This window comes from Pseudomonas sp. R32 (assembly GCF_009866705.1).
Taxonomy (GTDB): domain Bacteria; phylum Pseudomonadota; class Gammaproteobacteria; order Pseudomonadales; family Pseudomonadaceae; genus Aquipseudomonas; species Aquipseudomonas donghuensis.
Genome location: NZ_CP019396.1, coordinates 3,494,540 through 3,517,373, shown reverse-complemented (window position 1 = coordinate 3,517,373; position 22,834 = coordinate 3,494,540). Strand labels below are relative to the sequence as shown.

Annotated in this window: 24 protein-coding genes; 8 read left to right on the top strand and 16 right to left on the bottom strand. The window is 64.5% G+C overall.

Features of this window, described 5'->3' with window-relative positions; translation table 11 throughout:
- Window positions 1-178 precede the first annotated feature (178 nt).
- Complete coding sequence (locus PspR32_RS16365; protein WP_026001269.1) at window positions 179-1,597, top strand: amino acid permease; 1,419 nt, start codon at window positions 179-181, stop codon at window positions 1,595-1,597.
- Between the two features lie 137 nt (window positions 1,598-1,734).
- Here PspR32_RS16365 and PspR32_RS16360 read toward each other — a convergent pair whose 3' ends face one another.
- From PspR32_RS16360 to PspR32_RS16345, 4 genes are all read right to left on the bottom strand, one after another.
- Window positions 1,735-2,349 (bottom strand): START domain-containing protein, encoded by a 615-nt coding sequence (locus PspR32_RS16360; protein ID WP_010222383.1) that lies wholly within the window; start codon window positions 2,347-2,349, stop codon window positions 1,735-1,737.
- Window positions 2,350-2,397: 48 nt separating this feature from the next.
- On the bottom strand, window positions 2,398-3,759 hold the full coding sequence (locus PspR32_RS16355) for an LLM class flavin-dependent oxidoreductase (RefSeq protein WP_159388886.1): 1,362 nt from the start codon (window positions 3,757-3,759) through the stop codon (window positions 2,398-2,400).
- Between the two features lie 9 nt (window positions 3,760-3,768).
- On the bottom strand, window positions 3,769-4,749 hold the full coding sequence (locus PspR32_RS16350; RefSeq protein ID WP_159388885.1) for an aliphatic sulfonate ABC transporter substrate-binding protein: 981 nt from the start codon (window positions 4,747-4,749) through the stop codon (window positions 3,769-3,771).
- A 195-nt stretch (window positions 4,750-4,944) separates the two neighbouring features.
- Window positions 4,945-6,888: an autotransporter outer membrane beta-barrel domain-containing protein gene (locus PspR32_RS16345; RefSeq protein WP_159388884.1), complete on the bottom strand. Its 1,944-nt coding sequence runs from the start codon at window positions 6,886-6,888 to the stop codon at window positions 4,945-4,947.
- 105 nt (window positions 6,889-6,993) lie between these two features.
- On the opposite strand from PspR32_RS16345, the gene PspR32_RS16340 reads away from it, so the two are divergent.
- From PspR32_RS16340 to PspR32_RS16325, 4 genes are all read left to right on the top strand, one after another.
- Window positions 6,994-7,437: a GNAT family N-acetyltransferase gene (locus PspR32_RS16340; RefSeq protein ID WP_159388883.1), complete on the top strand. Its 444-nt coding sequence runs from the start codon at window positions 6,994-6,996 to the stop codon at window positions 7,435-7,437.
- A gap of 219 nt (window positions 7,438-7,656) precedes the next feature.
- Window positions 7,657-8,268, top strand: coding sequence for an SCO family protein (locus PspR32_RS16335; RefSeq protein WP_036996237.1), 612 nt, complete (start codon window positions 7,657-7,659; stop codon window positions 8,266-8,268).
- Window positions 8,268-8,741 carry a copper chaperone PCu(A)C gene (locus PspR32_RS16330; RefSeq protein WP_010222377.1) on the top strand — a complete coding sequence of 158 codons (474 nt, stop codon included), beginning with the start codon at window positions 8,268-8,270 and terminating at the stop codon, window positions 8,739-8,741. The genes PspR32_RS16335 and PspR32_RS16330 overlap by 1 nt, the downstream gene beginning before the upstream one ends.
- 162 nt (window positions 8,742-8,903) lie before the next feature.
- On the top strand, window positions 8,904-11,018 hold the full coding sequence (locus tag PspR32_RS16325; protein ID WP_036996235.1) for a TonB-dependent receptor: 2,115 nt from the start codon (window positions 8,904-8,906) through the stop codon (window positions 11,016-11,018).
- A gap of 43 nt (window positions 11,019-11,061) precedes the next feature.
- Here the strand turns inward: PspR32_RS16325 and PspR32_RS16320 are convergent, their stop codons facing one another.
- The 7 genes from PspR32_RS16320 to PspR32_RS16290 all read right to left on the bottom strand — a co-directional run bounded on the left by PspR32_RS16320 (window position 11,062) and on the right by PspR32_RS16290 (window position 16,677).
- Window positions 11,062-11,589 (bottom strand): cytochrome b/b6 domain-containing protein, encoded by a 528-nt coding sequence (locus PspR32_RS16320; RefSeq protein WP_100782441.1) that lies wholly within the window; start codon window positions 11,587-11,589, stop codon window positions 11,062-11,064.
- A 1-nt stretch (window position 11,590) separates the two neighbouring features.
- On the bottom strand, window positions 11,591-11,854 hold the full coding sequence (locus PspR32_RS16315; RefSeq protein WP_036996232.1) for a PepSY domain-containing protein: 264 nt from the start codon (window positions 11,852-11,854) through the stop codon (window positions 11,591-11,593).
- Window positions 11,855-11,895: 41 nt separating this feature from the next.
- Complete coding sequence (gene glcF, locus PspR32_RS16310; RefSeq protein WP_159388882.1) at window positions 11,896-13,131, bottom strand: glycolate oxidase subunit GlcF; 1,236 nt, start codon at window positions 13,129-13,131, stop codon at window positions 11,896-11,898.
- Window positions 13,132-13,134: 3 nt separating this feature from the next.
- Complete coding sequence (gene glcE / locus PspR32_RS16305) at window positions 13,135-14,190, bottom strand: glycolate oxidase subunit GlcE (protein ID WP_159388881.1); 1,056 nt, start codon at window positions 14,188-14,190, stop codon at window positions 13,135-13,137.
- On the bottom strand, window positions 14,190-15,689 hold the full coding sequence (glcD, locus tag PspR32_RS16300; RefSeq protein ID WP_159388880.1) for a glycolate oxidase subunit GlcD: 1,500 nt from the start codon (window positions 15,687-15,689) through the stop codon (window positions 14,190-14,192). The genes glcE and glcD overlap by 1 nt, the downstream gene beginning before the upstream one ends.
- A 125-nt stretch (window positions 15,690-15,814) precedes the next feature.
- Window positions 15,815-16,039 (bottom strand): hypothetical protein, encoded by a 225-nt coding sequence (locus PspR32_RS16295; protein ID WP_010222367.1) that lies wholly within the window; start codon window positions 16,037-16,039, stop codon window positions 15,815-15,817.
- A 62-nt stretch (window positions 16,040-16,101) separates the two neighbouring features.
- Entirely contained in the window at window positions 16,102-16,677 is a 576-nt protein-coding gene (locus PspR32_RS16290) for an NADAR family protein (RefSeq protein ID WP_159388879.1), read from the bottom strand.
- Window positions 16,678-16,900: 223 nt separating this feature from the next.
- Here PspR32_RS16290 and PspR32_RS16285 point away from each other — a divergent pair, with 223 nt between their 5' ends.
- The gene (locus tag PspR32_RS16285) at window positions 16,901-18,082 is read left to right on the top strand and encodes a sugar transporter (RefSeq protein ID WP_100782446.1); all 1,182 of its coding nucleotides are present in this window, start codon (window positions 16,901-16,903) and stop codon (window positions 18,080-18,082) included.
- Between the two features lie 94 nt (window positions 18,083-18,176).
- On the opposite strand, the gene PspR32_RS16280 is transcribed toward PspR32_RS16285, so the two are convergent.
- From PspR32_RS16280 to PspR32_RS16265, 4 genes are all read right to left on the bottom strand, one after another.
- Window positions 18,177-18,512: a hypothetical protein gene (locus PspR32_RS16280; protein ID WP_010222364.1), complete on the bottom strand. Its 336-nt coding sequence runs from the start codon at window positions 18,510-18,512 to the stop codon at window positions 18,177-18,179.
- Window position 18,513: 1 nt separating this feature from the next.
- The gene (locus PspR32_RS16275) at window positions 18,514-18,774 is read right to left on the bottom strand and encodes a YceK/YidQ family lipoprotein (protein WP_223253850.1); all 261 of its coding nucleotides are present in this window, start codon (window positions 18,772-18,774) and stop codon (window positions 18,514-18,516) included.
- Between the two features lie 76 nt (window positions 18,775-18,850).
- Window positions 18,851-20,374, bottom strand: a complete 1,524-nt coding sequence (locus PspR32_RS16270) for an FAD-dependent oxidoreductase (protein ID WP_036996221.1) — start codon at window positions 20,372-20,374, stop codon at window positions 18,851-18,853.
- Window positions 20,375-20,386: 12 nt separating this feature from the next.
- Entirely contained in the window at window positions 20,387-21,001 is a 615-nt protein-coding gene (locus PspR32_RS16265; protein WP_036996220.1) for a LysE family translocator, read from the bottom strand.
- A 180-nt stretch (window positions 21,002-21,181) separates the two neighbouring features.
- On the opposite strand from PspR32_RS16265, the gene PspR32_RS16260 reads away from it, so the two are divergent.
- Both PspR32_RS16260 and PspR32_RS16255 read left to right on the top strand, forming a co-directional pair.
- Window positions 21,182-21,850: a hypothetical protein gene (locus tag PspR32_RS16260; RefSeq protein ID WP_010222360.1), complete on the top strand. Its 669-nt coding sequence runs from the start codon at window positions 21,182-21,184 to the stop codon at window positions 21,848-21,850.
- Window positions 21,843-22,493, top strand: a complete 651-nt coding sequence (locus tag PspR32_RS16255) for an RES family NAD+ phosphorylase (protein ID WP_010222359.1) — start codon at window positions 21,843-21,845, stop codon at window positions 22,491-22,493. The genes PspR32_RS16260 and PspR32_RS16255 overlap by 8 nt, the downstream gene beginning before the upstream one ends.
- On the opposite strand, the gene PspR32_RS16250 is transcribed toward PspR32_RS16255, so the two are convergent.
- Entirely contained in the window at window positions 22,494-22,721 is a 228-nt protein-coding gene (locus tag PspR32_RS16250) for a hypothetical protein (protein ID WP_010222358.1), read from the bottom strand.
- Window positions 22,722-22,834 lie beyond the last annotated feature (113 nt).

Here is a 22,834-nt window from a genome sequence, read left to right as displayed (position 1 = left end):
TGCACCGTTCAATCCGACCAGAGGCACTCCGCTGGCCCCGTGAGCACCGTCGCCGACCCGGTCAACTGGGCCGGGCGATGTCGGCTGCCCGCACTTTCACACGTTTGAATGGGTGAGACCGCTGTAGCAGGCGGTCCCACGAGTTTCCTTGCATAAAAAGAACACGAGGTAGCTACTGATGGACGCAACATCCACTTCCACTTCCACTGCGAAGGTGGAGCACGAGAGCAAGCTCAGCGCTTCGCTCAAGTCTCGCCACCTGACCATGATGTCGATCGCCGGGGTCATCGGCGGCGCATTGTTCGTCGGCTCCGGCAGTGTGATTCACAGCGCCGGCCCCGCTGCCATTCTGGCCTACCTGGCTGGCGGCATCCTGGTGGTGCTGATCATGCGCATGCTCGGTGAAATGGCGACTTCGTCGCCCGACACCGGCTCGTTCTCCACCTATGCCGAGCGCGCCATCGGCCGCTGGGCGGGCTTCACCATCGGCTGGTTGTACTGGTGGTTCTGGGTCATTTTGATGGCCTGGGAAGCCTACGTCGCCGGCAAGATCCTGCACGGCTGGTTCCCCTCGGTCAGCGTCAACGTCTTCGTCCTGGCCACCACTCTGGTGCTGATTAGCGTCAACTTCTTCAACGTCAAGCACTACGGCGAGTTCGAGTTCTGGTTCGCCTTGATAAAGGTCGTGGCGATCATCTGTTTCCTTGTGGTGTGCGGGTTGGCGGTGGTCAACCTCTGGCCCACAGGCGAGGTCCATGGCCTGAGCAACCTCACCGCGCAAGGTTTCATGCCCAATGGCATTGAGACGGTGGTCGTCGCCATGCTCGGGGTGATGTTCGCCTTCCTCGGCGCGGAAATCGTCACCATCGCTGCCGCCGAGTCGAAGAACCCGTCCGAGCAGATCGTCAAGGCGACCAACTCGGTGGTCTGGCGGGTGTGCCTGTTCTACGTCGGCTCGATCTTCCTGATCGTCGCCCTGGTGCCGTGGAATGACCCGCTGATGGGCACCTCGGGCTATGGCTCGTACCGCCGGACCCTGGAGCTGCTGGGCATCCCGGGTGCCGAGTTGGTGATGAACTTCGTGGTCCTGACCTCGGTGAGCAGCTGCCTGATCTCCGCGCACTACACCGCGTCGCGCATGCTGTTCTCGCTGTCGACCCGTGGCGATGCGCCGTCGTTCTTCAAGATCACCCGTGCCGGTACCGGCGTGCCGGTGTTCTCGATCATCGGTTCCTGCTCGGTGGCGGTGTTCGTGGCCCTGATCAACTTCAGCGAAACCCTGCGCCCGAAAGACGTGCTCGATGTGCTGATGAACACCACCGGCATGATTGCCTTGCTGGTGTACCTGGTGATCGCCTTCTCGCAACTGAAGATGCGCCGCAAGCTGGAAGCCGAAGGCAAGCCGATCCGCCTGAAAATGTGGCTGTTCCCGTGGCTGACCTACCTGGTGATCGTGTTCATCATCGGCTGCCTGGTGACCATGGCCTTTGTGCCGGACTACCAGGTGCTGGTGTTCTCCACCGGTGCGGCGGCGATTGTCGTGGCCTTGATGGGCGCGGTGTTGCACGTGCGGGCGGCGAAAAAAGCCCTGTCCTGAAGCATCTGATCGCGGGTCAAGCCCGCTCCCACAAAATCTGTGGGAGCGGGCTTGACCCGCGATGAGGCCCGCAAACAACCCGCAAAATCTCCCCGGTCCTGTCCGCGCAGGGCCTGGTGCGCCCCCTGCAGGCCTGCTCAGGGCGTTGCGCCGCCCTGGCGCTCGGCCACTGCACGCAAGGTGCGCAAGGAGATGGTCGGCGCATCGAGGACGAACTGGTTGGCCAGCCACGAGGGGATGTCCCCGGCCGGATCGGCCTGCAGTTCATAGGTCACTTCGGTGAGGTGTTCGCCTTTGGGCACCAGGGTCCAGAGCCCCTTGAGCTGGCGCACGCGGATCTGCCCCGGCACATGCTTGACCATGCCGGGCACCGCCTTGAGGTGACGCACCAGGCTACCGTCGTCGCGGCGCTCGCTGTGCACCAGGATCACCATGTCGCGGGTGCTGGCCGGCCAGGGCAGGGCGGTGGTCAGGTAGACCCAGGTGCGGTCGCCCTCGACCTTGAGCAGGCGCATGTCAGCGCAGCCATACAGCCATTTGCAGGCGACCCGCAGGTTTTCCTGCAAGTCGCTCAGGGTGCGCACGCTGGCTTTGATCAGGGCAACGCCGCGAAACTGCTGGTATTGCGAACCTGGCACCTCGCTGAGGTAGACCTTGATACCGTCTTCGTCCTGGGCCAGATGCCAGCGTTCAGCGGCACCGGCCCAGGTGCTGAGGGTCAGCAGCAGGCACAGAACAAGGCGACGGCTCATGAACAGGCTCCAGCGGCTGGGCGACTGTTCAGAGCATAGTGCCTGGCATCAAATCTGGACGAGCCGGCCCTTGTGCTCGGGCGCCAAGCGGTCACCGCGGCCAAACAGCTTGTGGCGCAAGGTGCCGTCCTCATACGCGGTGCGGTAGCGGCCACGGCGCTGCAGCTCGGGCACCACCTGCTCGACCACCGCTTGCAGGTCGTCCGGTACCACTGCATAGGTGAGGTTGAAACCGTCGATACCGGTGCTGTCGAGCCAGTCCTCCAACTGGTCGGCAATGTGCGCGGGCGAGCCGAGCAAGACCGGGCCACGGCCGCCGAGGCTGACGAACTCGGCGGCTTCGCGCACGGTCCAGCGCCGCTTCGGGTCTGCCTTGGTGAACACCGCCAGGGCGGTGCGGCCGGCGTCGTTGTCGATGTATTCGATCAACGAATCGGGGTCGACGCCTGCGAAGTCGATGCCGGTCCAGCCCGACAGCAGGGTCAGCGCCGCCTCGACGTCCACGTACTGGCGGTACTCCTGCAGTTTGGCTTCGGCAGCCTGGCGATCTTCGCCAACAATCAACAGGGCCTGGGCGTAGATCAGCACCTCCTGTTCAGGCCGCCCGGCTTCACGGCTGGCCTTGCGAATCGCCTCGACGTAGCCGCGCAGCGCCGTTTGCGTGGGGGCGCTGATGAACACGCATTCGGCATGATCGGCGGCAAAGCGCAGGCCCCGTGGCGAAGCGCCGGCCTGGAACAGTACCGGCGTGCGCTGCGGCGAGGGCTGGCTGAGGTGAATGCCGGGCACCTGGAAGTGTTCGCCCTGGTGGTTGATCGGGTGCACCCGGGCCGGGTCGAGGAACTGGCCGCTGGCGCGATCCTGCACCAGCGCATCGTCGTCCCAGCTTTTTTCCCAGAGCTTGTACAGCACCTGCAAGTATTCTTCGGCCAGCTCATAGCGCTCGTCGTGGCCCAGTTGCCGGGCCAGGCCGAGGTTGCGCGCGGCGCTGTCGAGGTAGCCGGTGACGATGTTCCAGCCCACCCGGCCGGCGCTCAGGTGATCGAGCGTGGACATGCGCCGGGCGAAGGGATAGGGGTGTTCGTAGGTCAGTGAAAAGGTCACGCCAAAACCCAGGTGCTCGGTGACCCCGGCCATGGCCGGGACGATCAGCATCGGGTCGTTGACCGGCACCTGCACGCCGCCGCGCAGGGCACCGTCGGCGCTGCCCTGGTACACGTCATAGATGCCCAGCACATCGGCGATGAACAGCGCATCGAATAGCCCGCGTTCGAGCAGGCGGGCAAGGTCGGTCCAGTAGTCCAGGCGATTGAAATCGACGCTGGTGTTGCGCGGATGGCGCCACAGCCCGGGGGACTGGTGGGTGGCGGCGTTCATGCTGAAGGCATTGAAGCGGATGGTCTTGGACATGGGCTGTACTCAAGGCAGGACCGACACCGGGTAGACCGCGTCGGCCACCTTCAGCGGCTTGGGGATCAGGCCCAGGCCCTGGAAGGTGTCGGCAAGCTTCTGCTGCTCGGCGGTGATCTGCGCGTCGATGGCCACGGCGTTGTAGTTGCGCCGCTCGCTGGCCACCTGCAGTACGTCGGCGCCGATACCCAGTTGCGGCGCCAGCAGGGCGGCGACTTCGTCGGGCTGCTGGTTGGCCCAGCTGCTGACCTTGGCCAGCTCGCTGAAGAAGGTTTTCAGCAGCGCGCGGTTGTTGTCGGCAAAGGCCGCCGACGACAGGTAGAAAGTGCGGTTGTTGGACAGCCCGCTGCCGTCACGCAGGTTCTTCAGGCCCGGTTGTTTTTCCGCGGCGGCGAGGAAGGGGTCCCACAGGGTCACGGCCTGGACGCTACCCGACTGCAGTGCGGCCACGGCGTCGGCGGCGTTGTTGACGTAGGCCGGGGTGATGTCCTTGTAGCTCAGGCCGGCGTCCTGCAGGGCCACGGCCAGCAGGTACTGGGCGTTCCAGCCGCGGCCGGTGGCCACGCGCTGGCCCTTGAGGGCGGCGACGCTGGCGATCTTGTCCTGCTCGCGCACCACCAGGCCGATGCCTTTGGGGTAGGGCTGTTCGGCGGCCAGGTAGACCACCGGTTTGCCGGCGGCCTGGGCGAACACCGAGGGCGCGTCGGCGGCGTGGCCCAGGTCGATGGCGCCAGTGCTCAAGGCTTCGAGCAGTTGTGGGCCGGCGGCAAATTCGTACCAGCTGACGCTCACCCCTTGCGGTGCCAGGGCTTTTTCCAGGGCGCCGCTGCCTTTGAGGATGTTGATGCTGTTGAACTTCTGGTAGCCGATGCGCAGGGTCTTGCTCGCTTCGGCATGGGCCAGCGAGCCGGGCAGTAGCAGCGCGGCAAAGGTGGCAAACAGGCCGCCGGTGAGCAGGCGGCGCAAAGGGGAATGGGGCGTGTGCGACATGGGCGGACTCCTGGGATTCAAGGGCAAGGCATGCCCGAAAATATAAGGAGCCCGCGCAGGCCCTTCAATTTGTTTATTCCAAATTGTTAGATTGTTTTGTTATTTTTATATCCTTTTGTTGTGGGGGCGGGCTTGCCCCGCGGTTGCGATGTGACTGACAGGCCGCTATCGCGGGGCAAGCCCGCTCCTACAGGGTTAAAACTGCCATTGCACGCCCAGCGAGTAGCCGGCCTGATTACCCTCGCTATGGGCAAAGCGGCTGTTCACTTCGGCAAACACGCCCAACTGCTCGGTGAACATCAACTGCGCACCCAATTGCGCACGGCCAAAGTCCTTGTCGACGCCGCCCATGTCGGCCACCCGCACGCGGCCGTCGGCATGGCTGGTCAGGTCAATTTCATCCAGGCGGCCATCGGCCAGCTCGCGCACCCAGCGCACGCTGGCGTAGGGTTGCAGGGCCATGTTCGCGCCCAGGCCGACGCTGCCATGCAGGCGCCAGCCGAGGCTGGCTTCGAGGGCGTCGTAGTTCTGCTGCTCGTAGCCCAGGGCGGTGCGCAGGTTGTCGTCTTCGCTGAAGTCGTCGATGCGGTAATGCATGTAGTCCAGGCCGGCGACCGGGCCGGTTTTCAAGGCGCCGAAGCTGAAGTCGTAGCCGCCGTCCACCCGTGCGCCCCAGAACCACGCCGAGGTGTCGCCGCTCAGGCGCTGGTCGAGCAACACCGGGCCATTGTTGGCCTGGATGTACACCGAACGCTTGCTATCGAAGCGGGTGTGCCCGGCGCTCAGCTCGCCGGCCAGCCATTGCGGGCCGCCGTCGTTGAGCAGGGCGAACAGCCCGGCTTGCCAGGCATCGCCTTCGATGCGTCCGCCATGCTCGAGCGAATCGCGGCTGCGCTGAAAGCTCAGGCTGGCACCGACGGTCAGGGCTTCGTTGAGGCGGTAGTCAGCGACGCCATAGACCCCCACCCGTTTCGACTCCGGGTTGCCCGGCGCATCGAAGCCGCTGTCGGGCGAGACTTCGCCTTCGACACCCACTTCACCGTCAACACTGCCGACCGCCCGTGACGCATCCAGCAGGCTCAGCCATCGGCGGTCATGCAGGCGGGTCAGGGCCTGGTGCTGGCGTTGCAGCTGGTCTTCCATCTGCCGCGCCATGGCCCCGCCGGAAGCCGTGGAGGCGAGCAGGTCGGCGTTGGTCAGTTCCAGCACCAGGCGGGTCAGCAGCCGCGAGAAGTCGCGCAGGCGCTGGTCGATGCGCTCCTGGCCGAAAGCATGGGTCAGCACCTGCTGGTTGTCCTCGGCCGGGTCGTGCCAGGTCGAGCCGCCGGGGATCGCCGGGTTGCCGGTCTGCTCGTAGCCGTCCAGCTCACCCAGCTCCCAGTTGGTCGCCTCGATGAACAGCACCGGTACGTTGAGGCCCTTGAAGCTTTCGCCGTCGCTGCAGCAGCCGGTGCCGGCCGGGTACTCGGGGTTGAGGCCAGGGTTGGTGAACAGCGGGATGTTCATCTCCTGGGCGATGCGCAGCAACTGGTCGCGGTAGGCACCCAGGGCCGGGTTGGCGACGCTGTTGCTGGCGGCGTGGGCGTACATCTTGTCGCCGGTGATCAGGCTGTCGAGGTTGATCATGCCCAGCAGGTTGGCGCGCTGGCTGTCGCTCAATGACGCGACATAGGCACGCGAACCGCGCAGGCCTTCTTCCTCGGCACCAAAACCGACCACTTCCAGGCCGTTCTCCAGGGCCACGCCGCCGAGGTTGCGGGCGATTTCGGTGAGCACCGCGGCGCCCGAGGCATTGTCGTCCAGGCCTTGCAGGGTGGGGCGGCCGAAATAGGTGTCGTAGTGGGCGCCGAGCACCACGTAAGTGCTGTTCTGGCCCGGGGCCGAAGCGATGACGTTCTGCGAGCTGCGGTTGCCGGCCCAGGTGAAGTCCTGGCGGCGGGTCTGGTAGCCGAAGCCCAGTTGCGATTGCATCAGTGCGGTAGCACCTTCGAAACTGGCGGTACCACGGTAACGCCCGGGGTAGTCGTTGATCAGACGGTCCAGGGTCTGCCCGGCAAACTCCCCATACTCATAGGCGCTGGCGCCTGACGACAACATTGCGCAACCCAGGCTTACAGCGACTGCTAACGGTTTGAACACGGCACTTTTCCTTATGTGTCGTTACGAAAGGCGCATCATAGGATGCGTCGCCTCGCAGTAAGCAGGATGTGTACCGTTTTGTGACTGATGTAGGAAATTAGCAGCATGAAGGTTCAGATAAAGCCCGCACTTGAGAGTGAAAAAGCCCACTTTGAGGCGATGCTTCCGGGGTATTTGCGCGAACTCGGAGTTGAAGGGGAATACCCTTATTTACCGCTCTACTGGCAGGAACCAGGGCGTTTTGCCTACCTGCTGCTGGTTGAGGGCGACATCGCAGGGTTCGCCCTGGTTCGCCAGCAGCAAGAGCTCATGGTGTACGAATTGGCCGAGTTCTATGTCGCCAGTGACTATCGCTTGGCGGGGGTTGGCCATGCCGCCGCGCAGGCGTTGTTCGCGTTGCACAGCGGCCGATGGGAGCTATCGGTCTTGGCGGATAACCTCGCCGGCCTGCGCTTCTGGCCAAAGGTTCTGCCGGCGGGGGCACAGGTGCAAACCATTGAAACGCCCGAAGGGGTGCGATACCTCCAGTTCGAGTTTGTCAGTGTCTAGCTGCCCAGCGTTGCCAGTAACACGGCGATCGCCACCTGGCAGGCGTTGCCGAGTGTTCTTGCCACTGCCTGCGACAACAGGCCGCACCCCGTAAATACTGGGATACAGACGTACGGGGCGCTGCGCGCTGGAACCTGCGTCCACCGCCATGACAAAATGCGAAGGTTTCTCGACATGCCCTCTATCCAGGGGCTGGCACCTTCCCAAAAGGATGGTTACATGACTGATTTACTGACCCGGCGCCAGGTTGTTGCCGGGATCAGCCTGCTGGGCCTCGGCGCCCTTGCAGGTTGCGACCCCCGTTCCGGTGGCGCGCTGGACTTCAAATACGGCAAGGACATGAGCAACAAAATCCTCGGCCGTTCGTTCAAGCTCAAGGATACCCAAGGCAACGTCCGTACCCTGTCGAGTTTCTGGGGTTCGATGCCGATGGTGTTCTTCGGGTTCACCCAGTGCCCGGCGGTGTGCCCGACCACCCTGGCGCGCGCAGCGCAGATCAAGAAGCTGATGGGCCGTGACGCAGGCTTCTTGCAGGTGGTGTTCATCAGCCTCGACCCCGAGCGCGATACCCCCGAGGTGCTCGACGCCTACGTCAAGGCCTTCGATCCGTCGTTCGTGGCGCTGTCCGGCACCCTCGAAGAAACCGCGGCGGCAGCCCGGGAGTTCGGTGTGTTCTATGAGAAGGTGCCAGCCGGCGATACCTATACCATCTCGCACACCTCGACCAGCTACGTCTTCGATTCCCGCGGCCAGTTGCGCCTGGGGCTGTCCCATTCGCTCAATGCAAAAGAGTGCGCAGAAGACCTGCTCACTGTCATGGAGGTGTGTTAATGCTTCGCAACCCTGTCAAACGTACCCTGGCCGCGTTGGCCCTGATTGGCTTGGCCTTGCCGGCCGTGGCGCAAACCACCGTCAGCGACGCCTGGGCACGCGCCACCGTGGCGCACCAGCAGTCCAGCGGTGCCTTCATGACCCTCACCGCCAGCACCGACAGCAAGCTGATCAGCGTGGCCTCGCCGGTGGCCAAGATCGTGCAGGTGCACCAGATGACCATGGACAACGACGTGATGAAGATGGGCGAGGTCGACAGCGTCGCGCTGCCGGCCGGCAAGGCGGTGACCCTGGACCCCAACGGCTATCACGTGATGCTCATGCAACTGAACCAGCAGCTCAAGGAAGGCGAGCAGGTACCGCTGACCCTGGTGGTCGAGGATGCCAAGGGCGTCAAGCAGACCATTGAAGTCAAGGCGCCGGTGCGGGCGCTGAATGCTGAAGCCATGTCGGGCCACCAGCACATGCATTGATCGCCGCCACGCGGTCGACAACAAGCCAGGCTGCAGTCAAGGACGGCAGCCTGGCTTTTTTGTGCGTGGCGTCAAAATATTTAAAACGTAATAGTATTTAGTTCTCAATTACAAATCGTTACCATTTGCGCTTCTTTACAATCCTTACAAAAAAAGGAACGCATGGTGGCTCTTTCGCGCATTCACCCGGCCTCTCTCTCCGTGCTCAGCGTGCTGGTCGCTCCAGCGCTGCACGCCGAACCCCTGGCTATTCCGGCAACCTCGGTCAACAGCAACTATGAAGAACAGAGCTACAAGGCCAGCGAAAGCCGGAGTGCTCTGAAAATCGACGCGCCGCTGCGTGACATCCCGCAAACCGTCAACGTCGTGCCAGCGAGCGTGATCAAGGATCAGGGCGCGCAGTCGATGGAGGACGTGCTCAAGAACGTGCCGGGGATTGGCTTGTCCAACGGCGACGGCCAGCGCGACCAGGTGACGATTCGCGGTTTCAGTGCCATTGGCGACATGTATGTCGATGGCATGCGTGACGACGCCCTGTATTACCGCGATCTGTCCAATGTCGAGCGGGTCGAGGTGGTCAAGGGCCCGGCGGCCGTGCTCTATGGCCGCGGCTCCTCTGGCGGCCTGATCAACAGCGTGAGCAAGAAACCCACCTTCAGCCCGGTGCAGGAAGTGGGCGTCAGCTTCGACAGCGAGGGCAAGCGCCGTACCCAGTTCGATACCGGCTGGGCCGACCAGCAGCAGGGTGATAAGGCCTTTCGTCTGACCGGCGCCCTGGAAGACAGCGACACCTTCCGTGACGATGGCTACATCGACCGCAAGGCCCTGGCACCCTCGGCCTATTTCAAGCTGTCCGATGACCTGGAGCTGAACCTGGGCGCTACCTACCTGTACGACAAGCGCCTGATCGACTTCGGCATTCCGGCCTTGGGCAACCGCCCGGTCGATGTCGACCGCGACAAGCGCTTCGGCGCCGCCGACCCGGATGACGATTACGCCCGCAGCGAGGTGTTTTCCTTCAGCGCCGGTGTCGACTACCGGATCAATGACAACTTCACCTTGAGCAATACCAGCCGTTACTACCACTACGACCTGGACCGCAACAACACCTTGGCGGACTCCAGCCCGACCCGCTTCGTCACCGCCGCCAATGGTGAACTGCTGGTCAAGCTCAACCGCGGCAACGTGCAACGCAGCGAAGACGGCTGGTTCAACCAGACCGAGCTCAAGCAGCAGGCGCTGCTGGCCGGCATGAACCACAACCTGTTGTACGGCGTGGAGCTCGGCCGGCAGGTCAAGGACCAGAGCGTGTTCAGCCAGAACAACGTGGCCCAGGTCCCGGTGTTCCGTGACGGTCTGGTCGATGTGCCGTTCCAGGCCAACCGCCAGACCGCCAAGGGCACCACCACCCAGGACATCGCAGGTTTCTACGTACAGGACCTGATTGAGCTGGCGCCGCAGTGGAAGGCCCTGCTCGGGGTGCGTTACGACGTGTTTGACCAGGAGTACGCCGACGACCTGAGCGGCACCGAGCTGTCGCGCACCGACACCACCTGGAGCCCGCGCATCGGCCTGGTCTACCAGCCGGACGCGATCCAGTCCTACTACGTGTCGGTCAGCCGCTCCTACCAGCCGTCGTCGGAGGTCTTCGCCCTCAGTGCCGGCAACCAGGGCCTGGAACCGGAAGAGACCACCAACTACGAAATCGGCGCCAAGTGGGACTTGCTCGACAGCCGCCTGGCGGTGACCGCGGCCTTGTTCCGCCTGGAACGTACCAACATGAAAACCACCAACCCGGCCAACCCGGCGCAGTTGGTGCTGGCCGGTGAGCAGCGTACCGACGGTTTCGAAGCGACCGTGAGCGGGCAACTGACGGACAAGTGGCAAGTCTATGGCGGCTTTGCCTTCCTCGATGCCGAAATCATCAAGTCCACCAACCGCACCAATGGCGTGGCCAACGAAGGCCAGACCCCGACCCTGACCCCGCGCACCAGCGCCAACCTGTGGCTGGTACGCTCGTTGACCGAGCACTGGCGTGTGGGCATGGGCGCCAACTATGTGGATGAGCGTTACACCGCGCTGGACAACGTCGTGGTGATGCCGTCCTACACCACCGTGGACGCTGCACTGCTGTACAACCAGCCGAAGTGGGACATGGCCCTGCGCCTGCGTAACGTCTTTGACCGCGACTACTACGCCTCGGCCCACGGCTCGGTGGACCTGATCACCCCAGGGGCGCCTCGGACCCTGGAGCTGAGCACCAACTACCGCTTCTGATACCCGTGCCGGGGCAACGCAGCAGCGGCTGCGTTGCCCCGTTTCAACGCTGGCGCCGCCGGCCGGTGAGCATCGACAGCGGCAGGTTCTCCTTCAGCCGCCAGCTCTCGAACAGCGCCGCGGCAATGTGCAGGCACACCAGCGCCAGCAGGGTGTCGGCCATCAACTCATGGATATCCCGCAGGCCGTCTTCACCCCAGAAGTAATAGATCTCTTCCATCATGAAGCCGCTGACTCCAAGGCCGGCCATCAGCAGCAACATCAGTACCATCACCAGGGCGCCCAACGGCGAATGCCCGAGGCGGTGGTAGTTTGCGCCGCGGTACAACGCCTGCAGATGCCACTTCAATCGCGTTGGCGTCGGCCAGAAGTCCGCCCAGCGCGCTGCCGGGCTGCCGATAAAGCCCCATACGCTACGTAGCAGCACGATCGCCAGGCCGTAATAGCCCAGCCAGCGGTGCCAGCCATCGCCTTCTTCGGTGAAAAAATAACCGCCGATAAACACCAGCACCAACGACCAGTGGCACACGCGCACCACCGGGTCCCAAAGGCGCAGGTTATCGCCGCTCACCTCAGTCGATCTCTTCTTTCACTTTTTTGCCGGTCACCGGATCGAAGTAGATCTCGACCTTCTTGCCTTCTTTGTTCTTGCCATAGATCTCGTAGCAGTTGCCGTCGGTGACCTTGAATTTCTTGATCTCATAGCCCTGTTTTTTCAGTTCTTCCTGGAAGTTGTTCTGGTCCTGCCATTGCACCTTGTCGGCGGTGCTGCATTCGGTCTTGGCCAGAACGGCGGGGCTTACGACGAGCAATGAGACCAGTAGAAGCTGACGCATGACGAGTCCTCGGGTTGTCGAAAGGGGCTGCCCGATTGAGCTTATGCCAGGGTTGGCGACTTCGCTAGCGCCTCGTCCAGCAGCTCGATCCAGTGCCGCACCGGCGTGCGTCCGGCGCCGTCGAGGTGGGTCTGGCAGCCGATATTGGCGGTGACGATCAGGTCCGGCTGGCCGCTTTCCAGGGCATCGAGCCTGTTGTCGCGCAGTTGCCTGGCCAACGCCGGCTGGGTCAGCGAATAGGTGCCGGCCGAGCCGCAGCACAGGTGGCCGTCGGGCACGTTGCTGAGGGTAAAGCCCAGGCGCGAGAGCAGGGCCTCGACGCTGCCGCCAAGCTTCTGCGCATGCTGCAAGGTGCACGGGCAGTGCACCGCCAGCACCAGACCGCTGTGGCAGGCCAACGGCTCCAGGGGTTCGGCGCCGATGACCTCGACCAGGTCCCTGGCCAGTTCGCTGACCCGCCGGGCTTTGCCGGCGTACTGCGCATCGCCCTGCAACAGCGTGGCGTACTCCTTGACGAAGGCCCCGCAGCCGCTGGCCGTCTGCACGATGGCTTCGGCACCGGCCTCGATCGCCGGCCACCAGGCATCGATGTTGCGGCGGGCGCGCTCAAGGCCGCTGGCTTGTGCATCCAGGTGATAGTCGACAGCACCGCAGCAGCCGGCTAGCGGCGCCGGGGTGACGCTGATGCCCAGGCGATCGAGCACCCGTGCGGTGGCGGCGTTGGTGTTGGGCGACAGGCTCGGCTGCACGCAGCCTTCGAGCAGCAGTACGCGCCGGGCATGGCGGGGCTGTGGACGGGGTTGCGCGGGGGGCACCGAGCGCGGCAGCTTGGCCTTGAGCGGCGCCGGCAGCAGGCGGTCGACGCTGCGCCCCAGCTGCACCAGGCGCTTGAAGGCCTGCGGGTGGCTGGCCAAGCTGCGCAGGCCGCGGCGCAAGGCGCGTTGCAGGGGCGGGCGAGGCACGGCCTGATCGACCACGGCGCGGCCGATATCCAGCAGGTTGTGGTAATCGACCCCGGACGGGCAGGTGGTTTCGCAGTTGCGGCACGACAGGCAACGGTCCAGGTGCAGTTGGGTCTTGGCGCTGGCGGGGTGGCCTTCCAGCACCTGCTTGATCAGGTAGATCCGCCCGCGCGGGCCATCGAGCTCGTCGCCCAGCAATTGATAGGTCGGGCAGGTGGCATTGCAGAAGCCGCAGTGCACGCAGGTGCGCAGGATGCTCTCGGCTTCTTCGGCACGGGCCAGGCGTTTGGCGGCATCGCTGAGGGTGGTTTGCATGGTTCAGACCTGTGCGTACATCCGCCCGGGGTTGAAGATCCCTTGCGGGTCGAGGCGTTGTTTGAGTTGCTGGTGGTAGCGCAGCAAGGCGCCGGGCAGCGGCTGGAACGGGCTGTCGCTGGCGCTGTAGCAGGTGGCATGGCCACCCAGGCGGCTGGCGGCGCTGCGAATGGTCTCGGCTGGCGCCGAGGATTTCAGCCAGCGCTGGGCACCGGCCCAGTCCAGCAGTTGCTCGCCGGACAGTTCCAGCGCCGCGCTGTTGTTGGGCAAGGACAGGCGCCACAGCGGGCGCGGGTCGGCGAAAAAAGCCAGGCGGCGGTTGTTCAGGTCCTGCCACCAGCTGGCCTGGAAGTGCTCGCCGCCAAGCCGCTCGCGGGCGGCCTTGACCGAGCCTTCGCCACCCTCAAGACGCAGGCGCAACACCGTGCCGTCATGGCAGGCGGCGCTGATCGGGATCGGTTGCTGGCCCCACTGCGCCAGTTTCAGCAGGGCCTGTTGCGGGTCGAGGTGCAGGGCGATGTGCGCTTCGCAGCGCGGTTTGGGCAGCACTTTCAGCGACACTTCGGTGATCAGCCCCAGGCAGCCGAAACTGCCGGCCATCAAGCGCGACAGGTCGTAACCGGCGACGTTCTTCATCACCTCGCCGCCAAAGCGCAGGTGCACGCCCAGGCCGCTGATCACCCGGGTACCGAGCACATAATCGCGCACCGAGCCCGCCCACGGCCGGCGTGGCCCGGACAACCCGGCGGCGACCATGCCGCCGAGGGTGGCACCGTCGTCGCTGTGCGGCGGCTCGCATGCCAGCATCTGCCCGGCGGCTTCCAGCGCCGCCGACAGCTCACCCAGGGGCGTACCGGCGCGGGCGGTGATCACCAGCTCGGTCGGGTCGTAGTTGACGATGCCGCGGTGGTCGCGGGTATCGAGCGTAACGCCTGCAACCGGGCGGCCGAGAAAGGCCTTGCTGGCGCCGCCACGGATCTGCAACGGCGTGCCTGTGGCGCGGGCCTGGTTGACCTGCTCCAGCAGTGCCTGGCTGGCATCGTTGTTGTGGGCCGGCATCAGAACCGCTCCAGGTCGGGGAAGGGCAACTGGCCGGCGTGCACGTGCAGGGCGCCGAACTCGGCGCAGCGGTGCAGGGTGGGGATGTTCTTGCCGGGGTTGAGCAGGCCATGGGGGTCGAAGGCCGCCTTGACCGCATGGAACAGGGTCAGCTCGTCGCTGCTGAACTGCGCGCACATCTGGTTGATCTTCTCGCGGCCCACGCCATGTTCGCCGGTGATGCTGCCGCCGACGCTCACGCACAGTTCGAGGATTTCCCCGCCAAAGGCTTCGGCCCGCTCCAGCTCGCCCGGCTGGTTGGCGTCGAACAGGATCAGTGGGTGCATGTTGCCGTCGCCGGCATGAAAGACGTTGGCCACCCGCAGGTCGTACTTGTGCGCAAGCGCAGCGATGCACTGCAGTACATGGGGCAGCTCGCGGCGCGGGATGGTGCCGTCCATGCAGTAGTAATCGGCCGAAATCCGCCCCACCGCCGGGAAGGCATTCTTGCGCCCGGCCCAGAATTTCACCCGCTCCACTTCGTCACGGGCCTGGCGCACCTCGGTGGCGCCGGCCTGCTCCAGCAGGGTACGCACGCGGTCGCAGTCGTCGTGCACATCGGCTTCGACGCCATCGAGTTCGCACAGCAAAATCGCTTCGGCCGCCACCGGGTAGCCGGCGTGAATGAAGTCCTCGGCGGCGCGGATGGCCAGGTTGTCCATCATCTCCAGGCCACCGGGAATGATCCCGGCGGCGATGATGTCGCCAACCGCACGGCCGGCCTTGGCCACCGAGTCGAAGGCTGCCAGCAGTACCTTGGCCACCTGCGGCTTGGGCAGCAGCTTGACCGTCACTTCGGTGATGATCCCGAGCATGCCTTCGGAGCCGGTGAACAGCGCCAGCAGGTCAAACCCTGGGGCGTCGAGGCTGTCAGCGCCGAGGGTCAGGCATTCGCCTTCGACGGTGAGGATCTCGACCTTGAGCAGGTTGTGCACGGTCAGGCCGTACTTCAGGCAATGCACGCCGCCGGCATTCTCGGCGACGTTGCCGCCGATCGAGCAGGCGATCTGTGACGACGGGTCGGGCGCGTAGTACAGGCCAAAGGGCGCGGCGGCCTGGGAAATCGCCAGGTTGCGCACCCCGGGCTGCACCCGCGCGGTACGGGCGGCCGGGTCGATGGCGAGGATCTTGTTGAAGCGCGCCATCACCAGCAGCACGCCTTTTGCCAGCGGCAAGGCACCGCCCGACAGGCCGGTGCCGGCACCGCGCGCGACCACCGGCACCTTGCGCTCGAAACACAGTTTGAGGACGCCCTGGACCTGCGCGAGGGTATGCGGCAATACCACCAGCATCGGCGTGCAGCGGTAGGCCGAGAGGCCATCGCATTCGTAGGGCTTGAGGTCTTCCTCGGCGTGGAGGATATCGAGGTCGGGCAGTTGTGCCTGCAAGGCCTGCAGCAGCGCCGGTTTGTCGACTGCGGGCAGGGCGCCATCGACGCGTTCGTCGTAAAGGATATTCATTGACGGCTAATCACCGGTATCTGCCCGAACCTGCGGGAAATCGAAGACAGGAGCCGCGCCGGGCACCGGCGACCCTGGGTCTTGAAAGGATGACGCGCCTGCTGCCCGCCACTAGCCTCTGCGGGCTAGCGGAAACGGGGCAGTGGGCGTTCAACGCTCAGCGAGGTGAGGGTTTTTCTGACCAGCTGATCGTCGGCTTCGACGGCCTTGAGGGTGTCGCGGATCTTGCCGGCCACAGGCACATCACCCTGGCGGTCGATCCAGTCGGCAATCTCCTTGCACGCCGAAGCGAGCCGGGCCTGGCGCTGGTTGATCAGGTTAAGGGCGGTGGTGATCTCTTTATCGGACATGAGGGAATCCTCCATCTGCGCGAATAAAGTGTAGCAGCGCAGAAAAATCCTGCGCTGGGACCTCAGCCGGCCAGGCGCTCGCGCACGCGCATCAACGCATAGCCGAGCAGGTTCAGGCCTTGCCACTGGCGTGGGTCAGCCGCTTGCGGCGCCTTGGCGTCCAGGCCGATGCCCCAGATGCGGTCCACGGGGCTGGCCTCGACCAGCACCTGGCCGTCGGTGGACAGCAGAAACGTGCGCAGCCCCGGGTGCTGTTCGAACTTGAGCAGGTTGGCCTGCTCGACGATCGCCGAACGCTCGGCAACCCAGGCTGCCTCGTCGTACCCGGCAACTTCACGGCCGAGTTTCTTGGCCTCAGCGGGCGTGCGCGCGGCGAGGATTTTCTCCAGGGTGGCCTGGTCGTCGAACAGCCGCGCCTTGCCGGCCATCATGTAGTGCTCGGCGCTGGGGTAGTGCAGGTGCTGTTCCTTGAACCCGGCCTCGAACCACTGGCTGAAGCAGCTTTTGTCCGGCTTGCCCTCGACTTTTTGCCGGTGGCCCCAGAAGTACAGGTACTGCGGCGCAAGCCCCTGGTCGATAGCGGCGATCAGGCTGGCGTTGTCGAGGATGTTGGCCAGCGCGGCGGGCGTTGAAGTCATACGGAGTCTTCCATGAACGAATCGGGCCATGGTACTCCAGGCCTGCGCGGTTGTGACAGCCTCGGTGCTGACGTACTATCCTTGCCAGCAAGCGATACCCCGCATACTTACAAATCTTTCCTCAGCGCACACGCTTCACTCAGGCCCGACCGGCATGAGTGTCTGGCGCTGGGCGCGTTTTCGTTCCCGGCAACCGCAAACGACTCGGAGCAAGGCTTTACTCATGAATACATCCGTGGATGCGCGAACCGGCAGTTGGCTGAGTGTCATCGCCCTGGCCCTGGCGGCCTTCATTTTCAACACCACCGAATTCGTCCCGGTGGCGCTGCTCAGCGACATCGGCCGCAGCTTCGAGATGTCCACCGCCCAGGTCGGGCTGATGCTGACCATCTACGCCTGGGTGGTGGCCCTGGCCTCGCTGCCAATGATGCTGCTGACGCGCAACATCGAGCGGCGCACGTTGCTGATCATCGTCTTTGCCCTGTTCATCCTCAGCCACTTGCTCTCGGGGGTGGCGCAGAGCTTTGCCATGCTGCTGGTCAGCCGTATCGGCATCGCCCTGGCCCATGCGGTGTTCTGGGCCATTACCGCTTCGCTGGCAGTGCGCGTGGCGCCGCCGGGGCAACAGGCCAAGGCCCTGGGCTTGCTGGCCACTGGCACCACCCTGGCGATGGTCATGGGGATTCCACTGGGGCGGGTGGTCGGCGAGGCGCTGGGCTGGCGCACCACCTTCCTGGCGATTGCCGGGGTGGCGCTGGCGACCTTGCTGTGCCTGGTCAAATCCTTGCCGTTGCTGCCCAGCCAGAACTCCGGCTCGCTGCGCAGCGTGCCGGTGCTGTTCAAGCGCCCGGCGCTGGTCACCGTGTATGTGCTGGTGGCGCTGGTGATTGCCGCGCAGTTCACCGCTTACAGCTACATCGAGCCGTTCGCGTTGAATGTGGCGCAGATCGGCGCAGAGCTGACCACCGTGCTGCTGTTGCTGTTCGGCGGCGCCGGGGTGTTTGGGTCGGTGCTGTTCAGCCACTACAGCGAGCGCTTCCCGCAGGGCTTTCTGCTCGGTGCGATCGCCATGCTGGCGACCTGTCTGCTGCTGTTGTTGCCGTTGTCTGGCGATTTCAGCCTGCTGGGCACCTTGAGCGTGTTCTGGGGTGTTGCGATCATGTGCTTCAGCCTGGCGTTGCAGTCCAGGGTGCTGAGCCTGGCCTCGGACGCCACCGACGTGGCCATGGCCATGTTCTCCGGCATCTACAACATCGGCATTGGCGCCGGGGCCTTGATCGGCAGCCTGGTCAGCGTGCACATGGGCCTGGGCAACATCGGTTTTGTCGGGGGCGCGCTGGCCCTGGCAGGGTTGCTGTTGTGCGTGGTGACGACTTACCGTTTTGCCCGGGCTGAGGTGGCGTGACGAGGGGGCTGCTAGCTCCCACACGGACTGCGCGAAACCTGTGGGAGCCGGCTTGCCAGCGATCGAGCGCGCAGCGGTCGCCAAATGGTTTCCCTCAATCGCGAATCTTCAGCAGCCCATCGCACTTCAGGCAACGCACCTTCTTCAGCTTGTGCACTTCGCTAAAGCCGACCCGGCGTGACAGCGCGGTCCCGGCCTCGTCCTTGTACAGGTGCAGCATCGCCGCGTTGCACAGCGGGCAGCGCACCAGCATCGCCAGCGGGAAGCTCAGCAAGCACAGGCCGAGAATCACCAGAATGCAGGTCGCGGTAATGCTCTTCGGCATCCAGTCGAACACCGTCAGCGCCATCAGGGGCGCGCCGATATAGATGCTGAGATCATTGATGTAGATGTTCAGAAACGCCACGTGGCGGTAGTCGAGTTGCGGCATGTCAGTTCATCGCATCATGGGGCAGCAGGACGGTGTCGACCGCCATGTCCACCGGCAAGGTGACAATGGCAACCACCGGGCAGACGACGGTTACCCAGCAGAGCACAGTGGCGTAGGCGTCGTAGCCGGTCTGATTGTGCGAGGTCAGTAGCTCGACGTTGGTCTGGGTGCCTTTGTAGTAATCGTGGTGGTTGTAGCCACTGATGCCACGGGCGAGAAAGGTGCCGCAACTGGCCAGGGTCAGGGTCGAGGCCAGGAGCAAAAACGTGAAGATTCTAATGGTGCCATTCCTTAGCAGGTAGAGACGCGAGACAAGCGCGCATTCTCGCACATCACCACTAGTATCCGCGCAACCCGCGCGCGGCGAAGTAATCTTCCAGCACCTCTGGCCCGGCACCGACCTGGGCCAGTGCCACATAGCTGTCCGGACGTATCAGGTACACGCCTTCTTGCTGCAACCCGGCCACTTCATGAGCCTCGCGCCACTCGAACACCTCCAGCGGCATGCCGCGCTCGCTGCACCAGGCCACCAGGCTGCCGTTGGCGGCGCCATACACCTGTACCTGCCAGCACATCCGCGCCAGCCCGGCAAAGTTGTCGTGCCTGCCGTCGCTGACCCAGGGCATGCGTTCGCCGCCATGCACCTGACCGGCGCTGCCGACGCTCAAGGGCATGTCGCGATAGTTCAGGGTGATCTGCGACACCGTACGGAACAAAAATGCCCGCGCCGCCTTGAACGCCGCCACCCGCGGCAGCAGCAACGGCGCCAGGCGCGTACGCAGCAGGGCGGCCAGGCGGCCGTCGGCGGTGATGAAGTTGAACACCTGGTCGGTGGTCGACACCAGCCGCCGGGCGAAGGCGCTGCGCTCGATTTCATAGGTGCCGAGCAGGGCGTCGTTGGCGGTGCCTTGCAACACGGCCGCCAGCTTCCAGGCCAGGTTGATGGCATCGCCGATACCGGTGTTCATGCCCTGGCCACCGGCCGGACTGTGCACGTGGGCCGCGTCACCGAGCAGGAAGGCGCGCTCGCGGCCAAACTGCTCGGCCACCCGGTGGTGCACGCGGTAGGTGGAGAACCAGTTGACCTGATGAATCTCGACCTTCAGGTGCTCCATGGCCCGCTTGCTGACGTCTTCGAAGCGCAGGTCCCGTGGGTGTTCGGCGCGCTCGTCGCGCACCGTGCCGATCAGCCGCGCGCGGCCATTGCCAGCCAGTGGGAACACGGCGAGAAAATCTGCCTCGTCCAGGTCCACATGCAGCTCGCCATTGAAGGCCGGCCCCGCGCCGTCGACGTCGGCAACATAAAATACTTGCTGGTAGGTGCCGCCGGGAAAGCCGATGCCCAGCACCTTGCGCACCGTCGAGCGGGCACCGTCGCAACCGGCCAGGTAGTCGGCGTGGCAAACGTGCTCCTCACCCTCGGCATTGCGTAGCCGGGCAGTGACGCCGTCGCTGTCCTGGCTGAAACCGAGCAGTTCGGTTTGCCGTTCGACTTCCACCGCAAAGCGCTGCAAGCGTTCGATCAGCAGCCGTTCATGCTGGTCCTGCGGGTAGATGTGCAGGAACGGGTAGGGCGTAAGGTCGGCGCCAATGGCACTGAACGGCAAGCGTGCGGCGGCTTCGCCCTTGACCCACAGGTTGGCCGCCGGCACCTGGTGACCCTGCTCGATGATCGCCTCGGTCAGGTCCAGCTGGCGATACAGCTCCAGGGTCCGGGCCTGTACCGCCAAGGCCCGGGAAGTGGTGCCGGGGGCGGCGGTCTTGTCGATGATCCGTACCTTGATGCCCAGCTTGCTCAGCCACAGCGCCAGCACCAACCCGGTGGGGCCGGCGCCGATAATCAGTACGTCACAGCGGTTCATCGCAGGCGCTCCTCAGCGCTGAGTGAACGCCAGGTTCAGGCCCAGGCCGGCAAAAGAGGCAGCAAAACTGCGGCGCAGCCAGTTCTGCACCCGCGGCGATTCAATCACCGCGCGGCGAAACAGGTTGGCCAGCAGACCGTACAACACAAACACCACGAAGGTCATGAGCATGAACACCGCGCTCAGGCTGAGCATCTGCCCGGTCACCGAGCCCCCCTCGGCACGGATGAACTGTGGCAGGAAGGCGAGGAAGAAAATCGTCAGTTTCGGGTTGAGGATGTTCAACAGGCAGGCCCGCAGGATCAGGCTGCCAGCGCTGCCGACGGCGGTGTTACGGTCGACTGCAAAGGCCGAGCGGTCGCGCCAGGTGGCGTAGGCCAGGTACAACAGGTAGGCGACACCCGCGAACTTCAGGCCCTGGAAGGCCAGGGCGCTGGTGTGCAGGATGGCCGACAGGCCAAGGATCGAGGCCAGCAGGTGCGGGATAATCCCCGCCGTGCAGCCCAGCGCTGTATAGAGGCTGGCGCGCTTGCCGGCCACCAGGGCAGTGGAGAGGGTCAGGATCACGCCGCTGCCGGGAATCAGCACGACGATCAATGAAGTAATGAGAAAATCCAGGCTCGGCATTGCGACAGGCTCCATCTTGTCAGGGTTGGTTGAAGACCTGTTTACAGGCGTCCACTGCTTAGTTCAAGTGTAAAGCCGCCGGCAGGATTTGCTCGCCGGTCGTCGGCGCCTGGCTGGTGAGCCTGGGTTATCTGGATTATCCTTGATTAAAGGTATTCGATCTCATCATCAGGAGGTTCCATGAGCCGTGCTACGGATCAGCGTCCGGCGGTTAGCGCCCTGGCCGGGTCCCCCAAAGCCCTGCGCAAGCGCCTGAGCCACCAGCAAGCCGAGCAGGTGGTGGCCGTGGCCCTGGCCGATGCCAGCCCGGGGGAGGCCGATGCCATTGCCGCCACCTTCGCCAGCGTTGCCGAATTGGTCAAAAGCCTGATGGGCCGGCAACAGCAGCACACCCTCGAATCCATCGTCGAAGCCCTGGTGCCCAAGGCGCCGCCAACGCCCAATGCGCTCAAAGAGGCGGCGATGCTGGCCCAGGCGCGCACCGCAGTGCTGGAGAGCGGCGATTGGCTGACCGCCGCGCAGATCGCCGGGCTGGCCGGCTTCAGCCTGAGCAACCCCAGCGCCCAGCCGAACAAGTGGAAGCGCGAAGGGGCGATCTTCGCCCTGCGCCACCATGGCGTGGATTATTTCCCGGCCTATGGCCTGGACGCCGCTTACCGGCCGCTCAAGGCCATGGCCCCGGTGCTTGCACGTTTTGCCCAGGCCAAGGACAGCTGGGGCCTGGCGTATTGGTTCATGTCGGCCAACAGCTTTCTCGGTGGCAAGCGCCCGCTCGATGTCATCAGCCGTGCCCCGGAGCAGGTGCTGGCCGCCGCCGACGACGAGCTGCAGGGCGTCGCCCATGGGTGATACACCGGCACCTGCCGGTGTATTGCAACTGTCGACCCTGACCTGGGCCCAGGGTACGCCGATCCATCGGCTGCACCTGGAGAGTTACGGCCCCGGCCAGTTCAACCCCGGGCTCAAGGGCAATGCCCGTTTCAGCCCGATCCGGGACGCCCGTGGCCAGCCGATCCCGACCTTGTACGGTGGCACCAGCTTCGACTGTGCGGCAATGGAAACGGTGTTCCACGACGTGCCCTTTGCCGCCGGGCTCAAGACCTTTGACAAGGGCAAGTTGCAGGGGCAGCTGCATTCGGTGCTGCGCAGCGCGCAGGACCTGCTGCTGGTGGACCTGGGCAGCAAGGCCCTGCGCAAGCTCGGGGTGCCGCGCAACCAGTTGATCGATACCGAGAAGGACCAGTACCCGCAGACCCGCTTGTGGGCCGAGGCGATTCACCGGCAGAGCCCTGAGGTGCAGGGCCTGTGCTGGACCTCACGGCAGGATGACAGTGCGCGGGCGATGATGCTGTTTGGCGATCGGCTGGCGGGCAAAATGCTCAAGCCCCAGGGCCAATCGCGCAGCGTGCTGCAGGACAGCGGGGCTTACGCCGAGCTGTTGCACCTGGCCGAGCAGATCGGTGTGCTGCTGGTCGCCGGGCGCATGGGTTGATTACTCGGCTTTGCCGCGCACGATGCGTCCGCCCTTGATCTCGTCGGCGTAGGCCTTGAGCTTGTCGGAGTCTTTGTACAGGCGGTTCATCAGGTGCAGCACGGCAACCACGTCAACGCCGTCGATTCGCTCGGCCAGTTTGCTGATTTCACCGGCGGTGCGTTCCAGGTTGCTGGCGACGGTTTTAAGGTCGCGCTTGAGTTCGGCGGAGGATTTCTTGATGCCCATGGGGAGTCTCTTGGTGGGGTCGTGCTTGTGAGAGGGCTGCTGTGCAGCCCATCGCCGGCAAGCCAGCTCCCACAGGGGCCGGTGTATGCACTCTGTGGGAGCTGGCTTGCCAG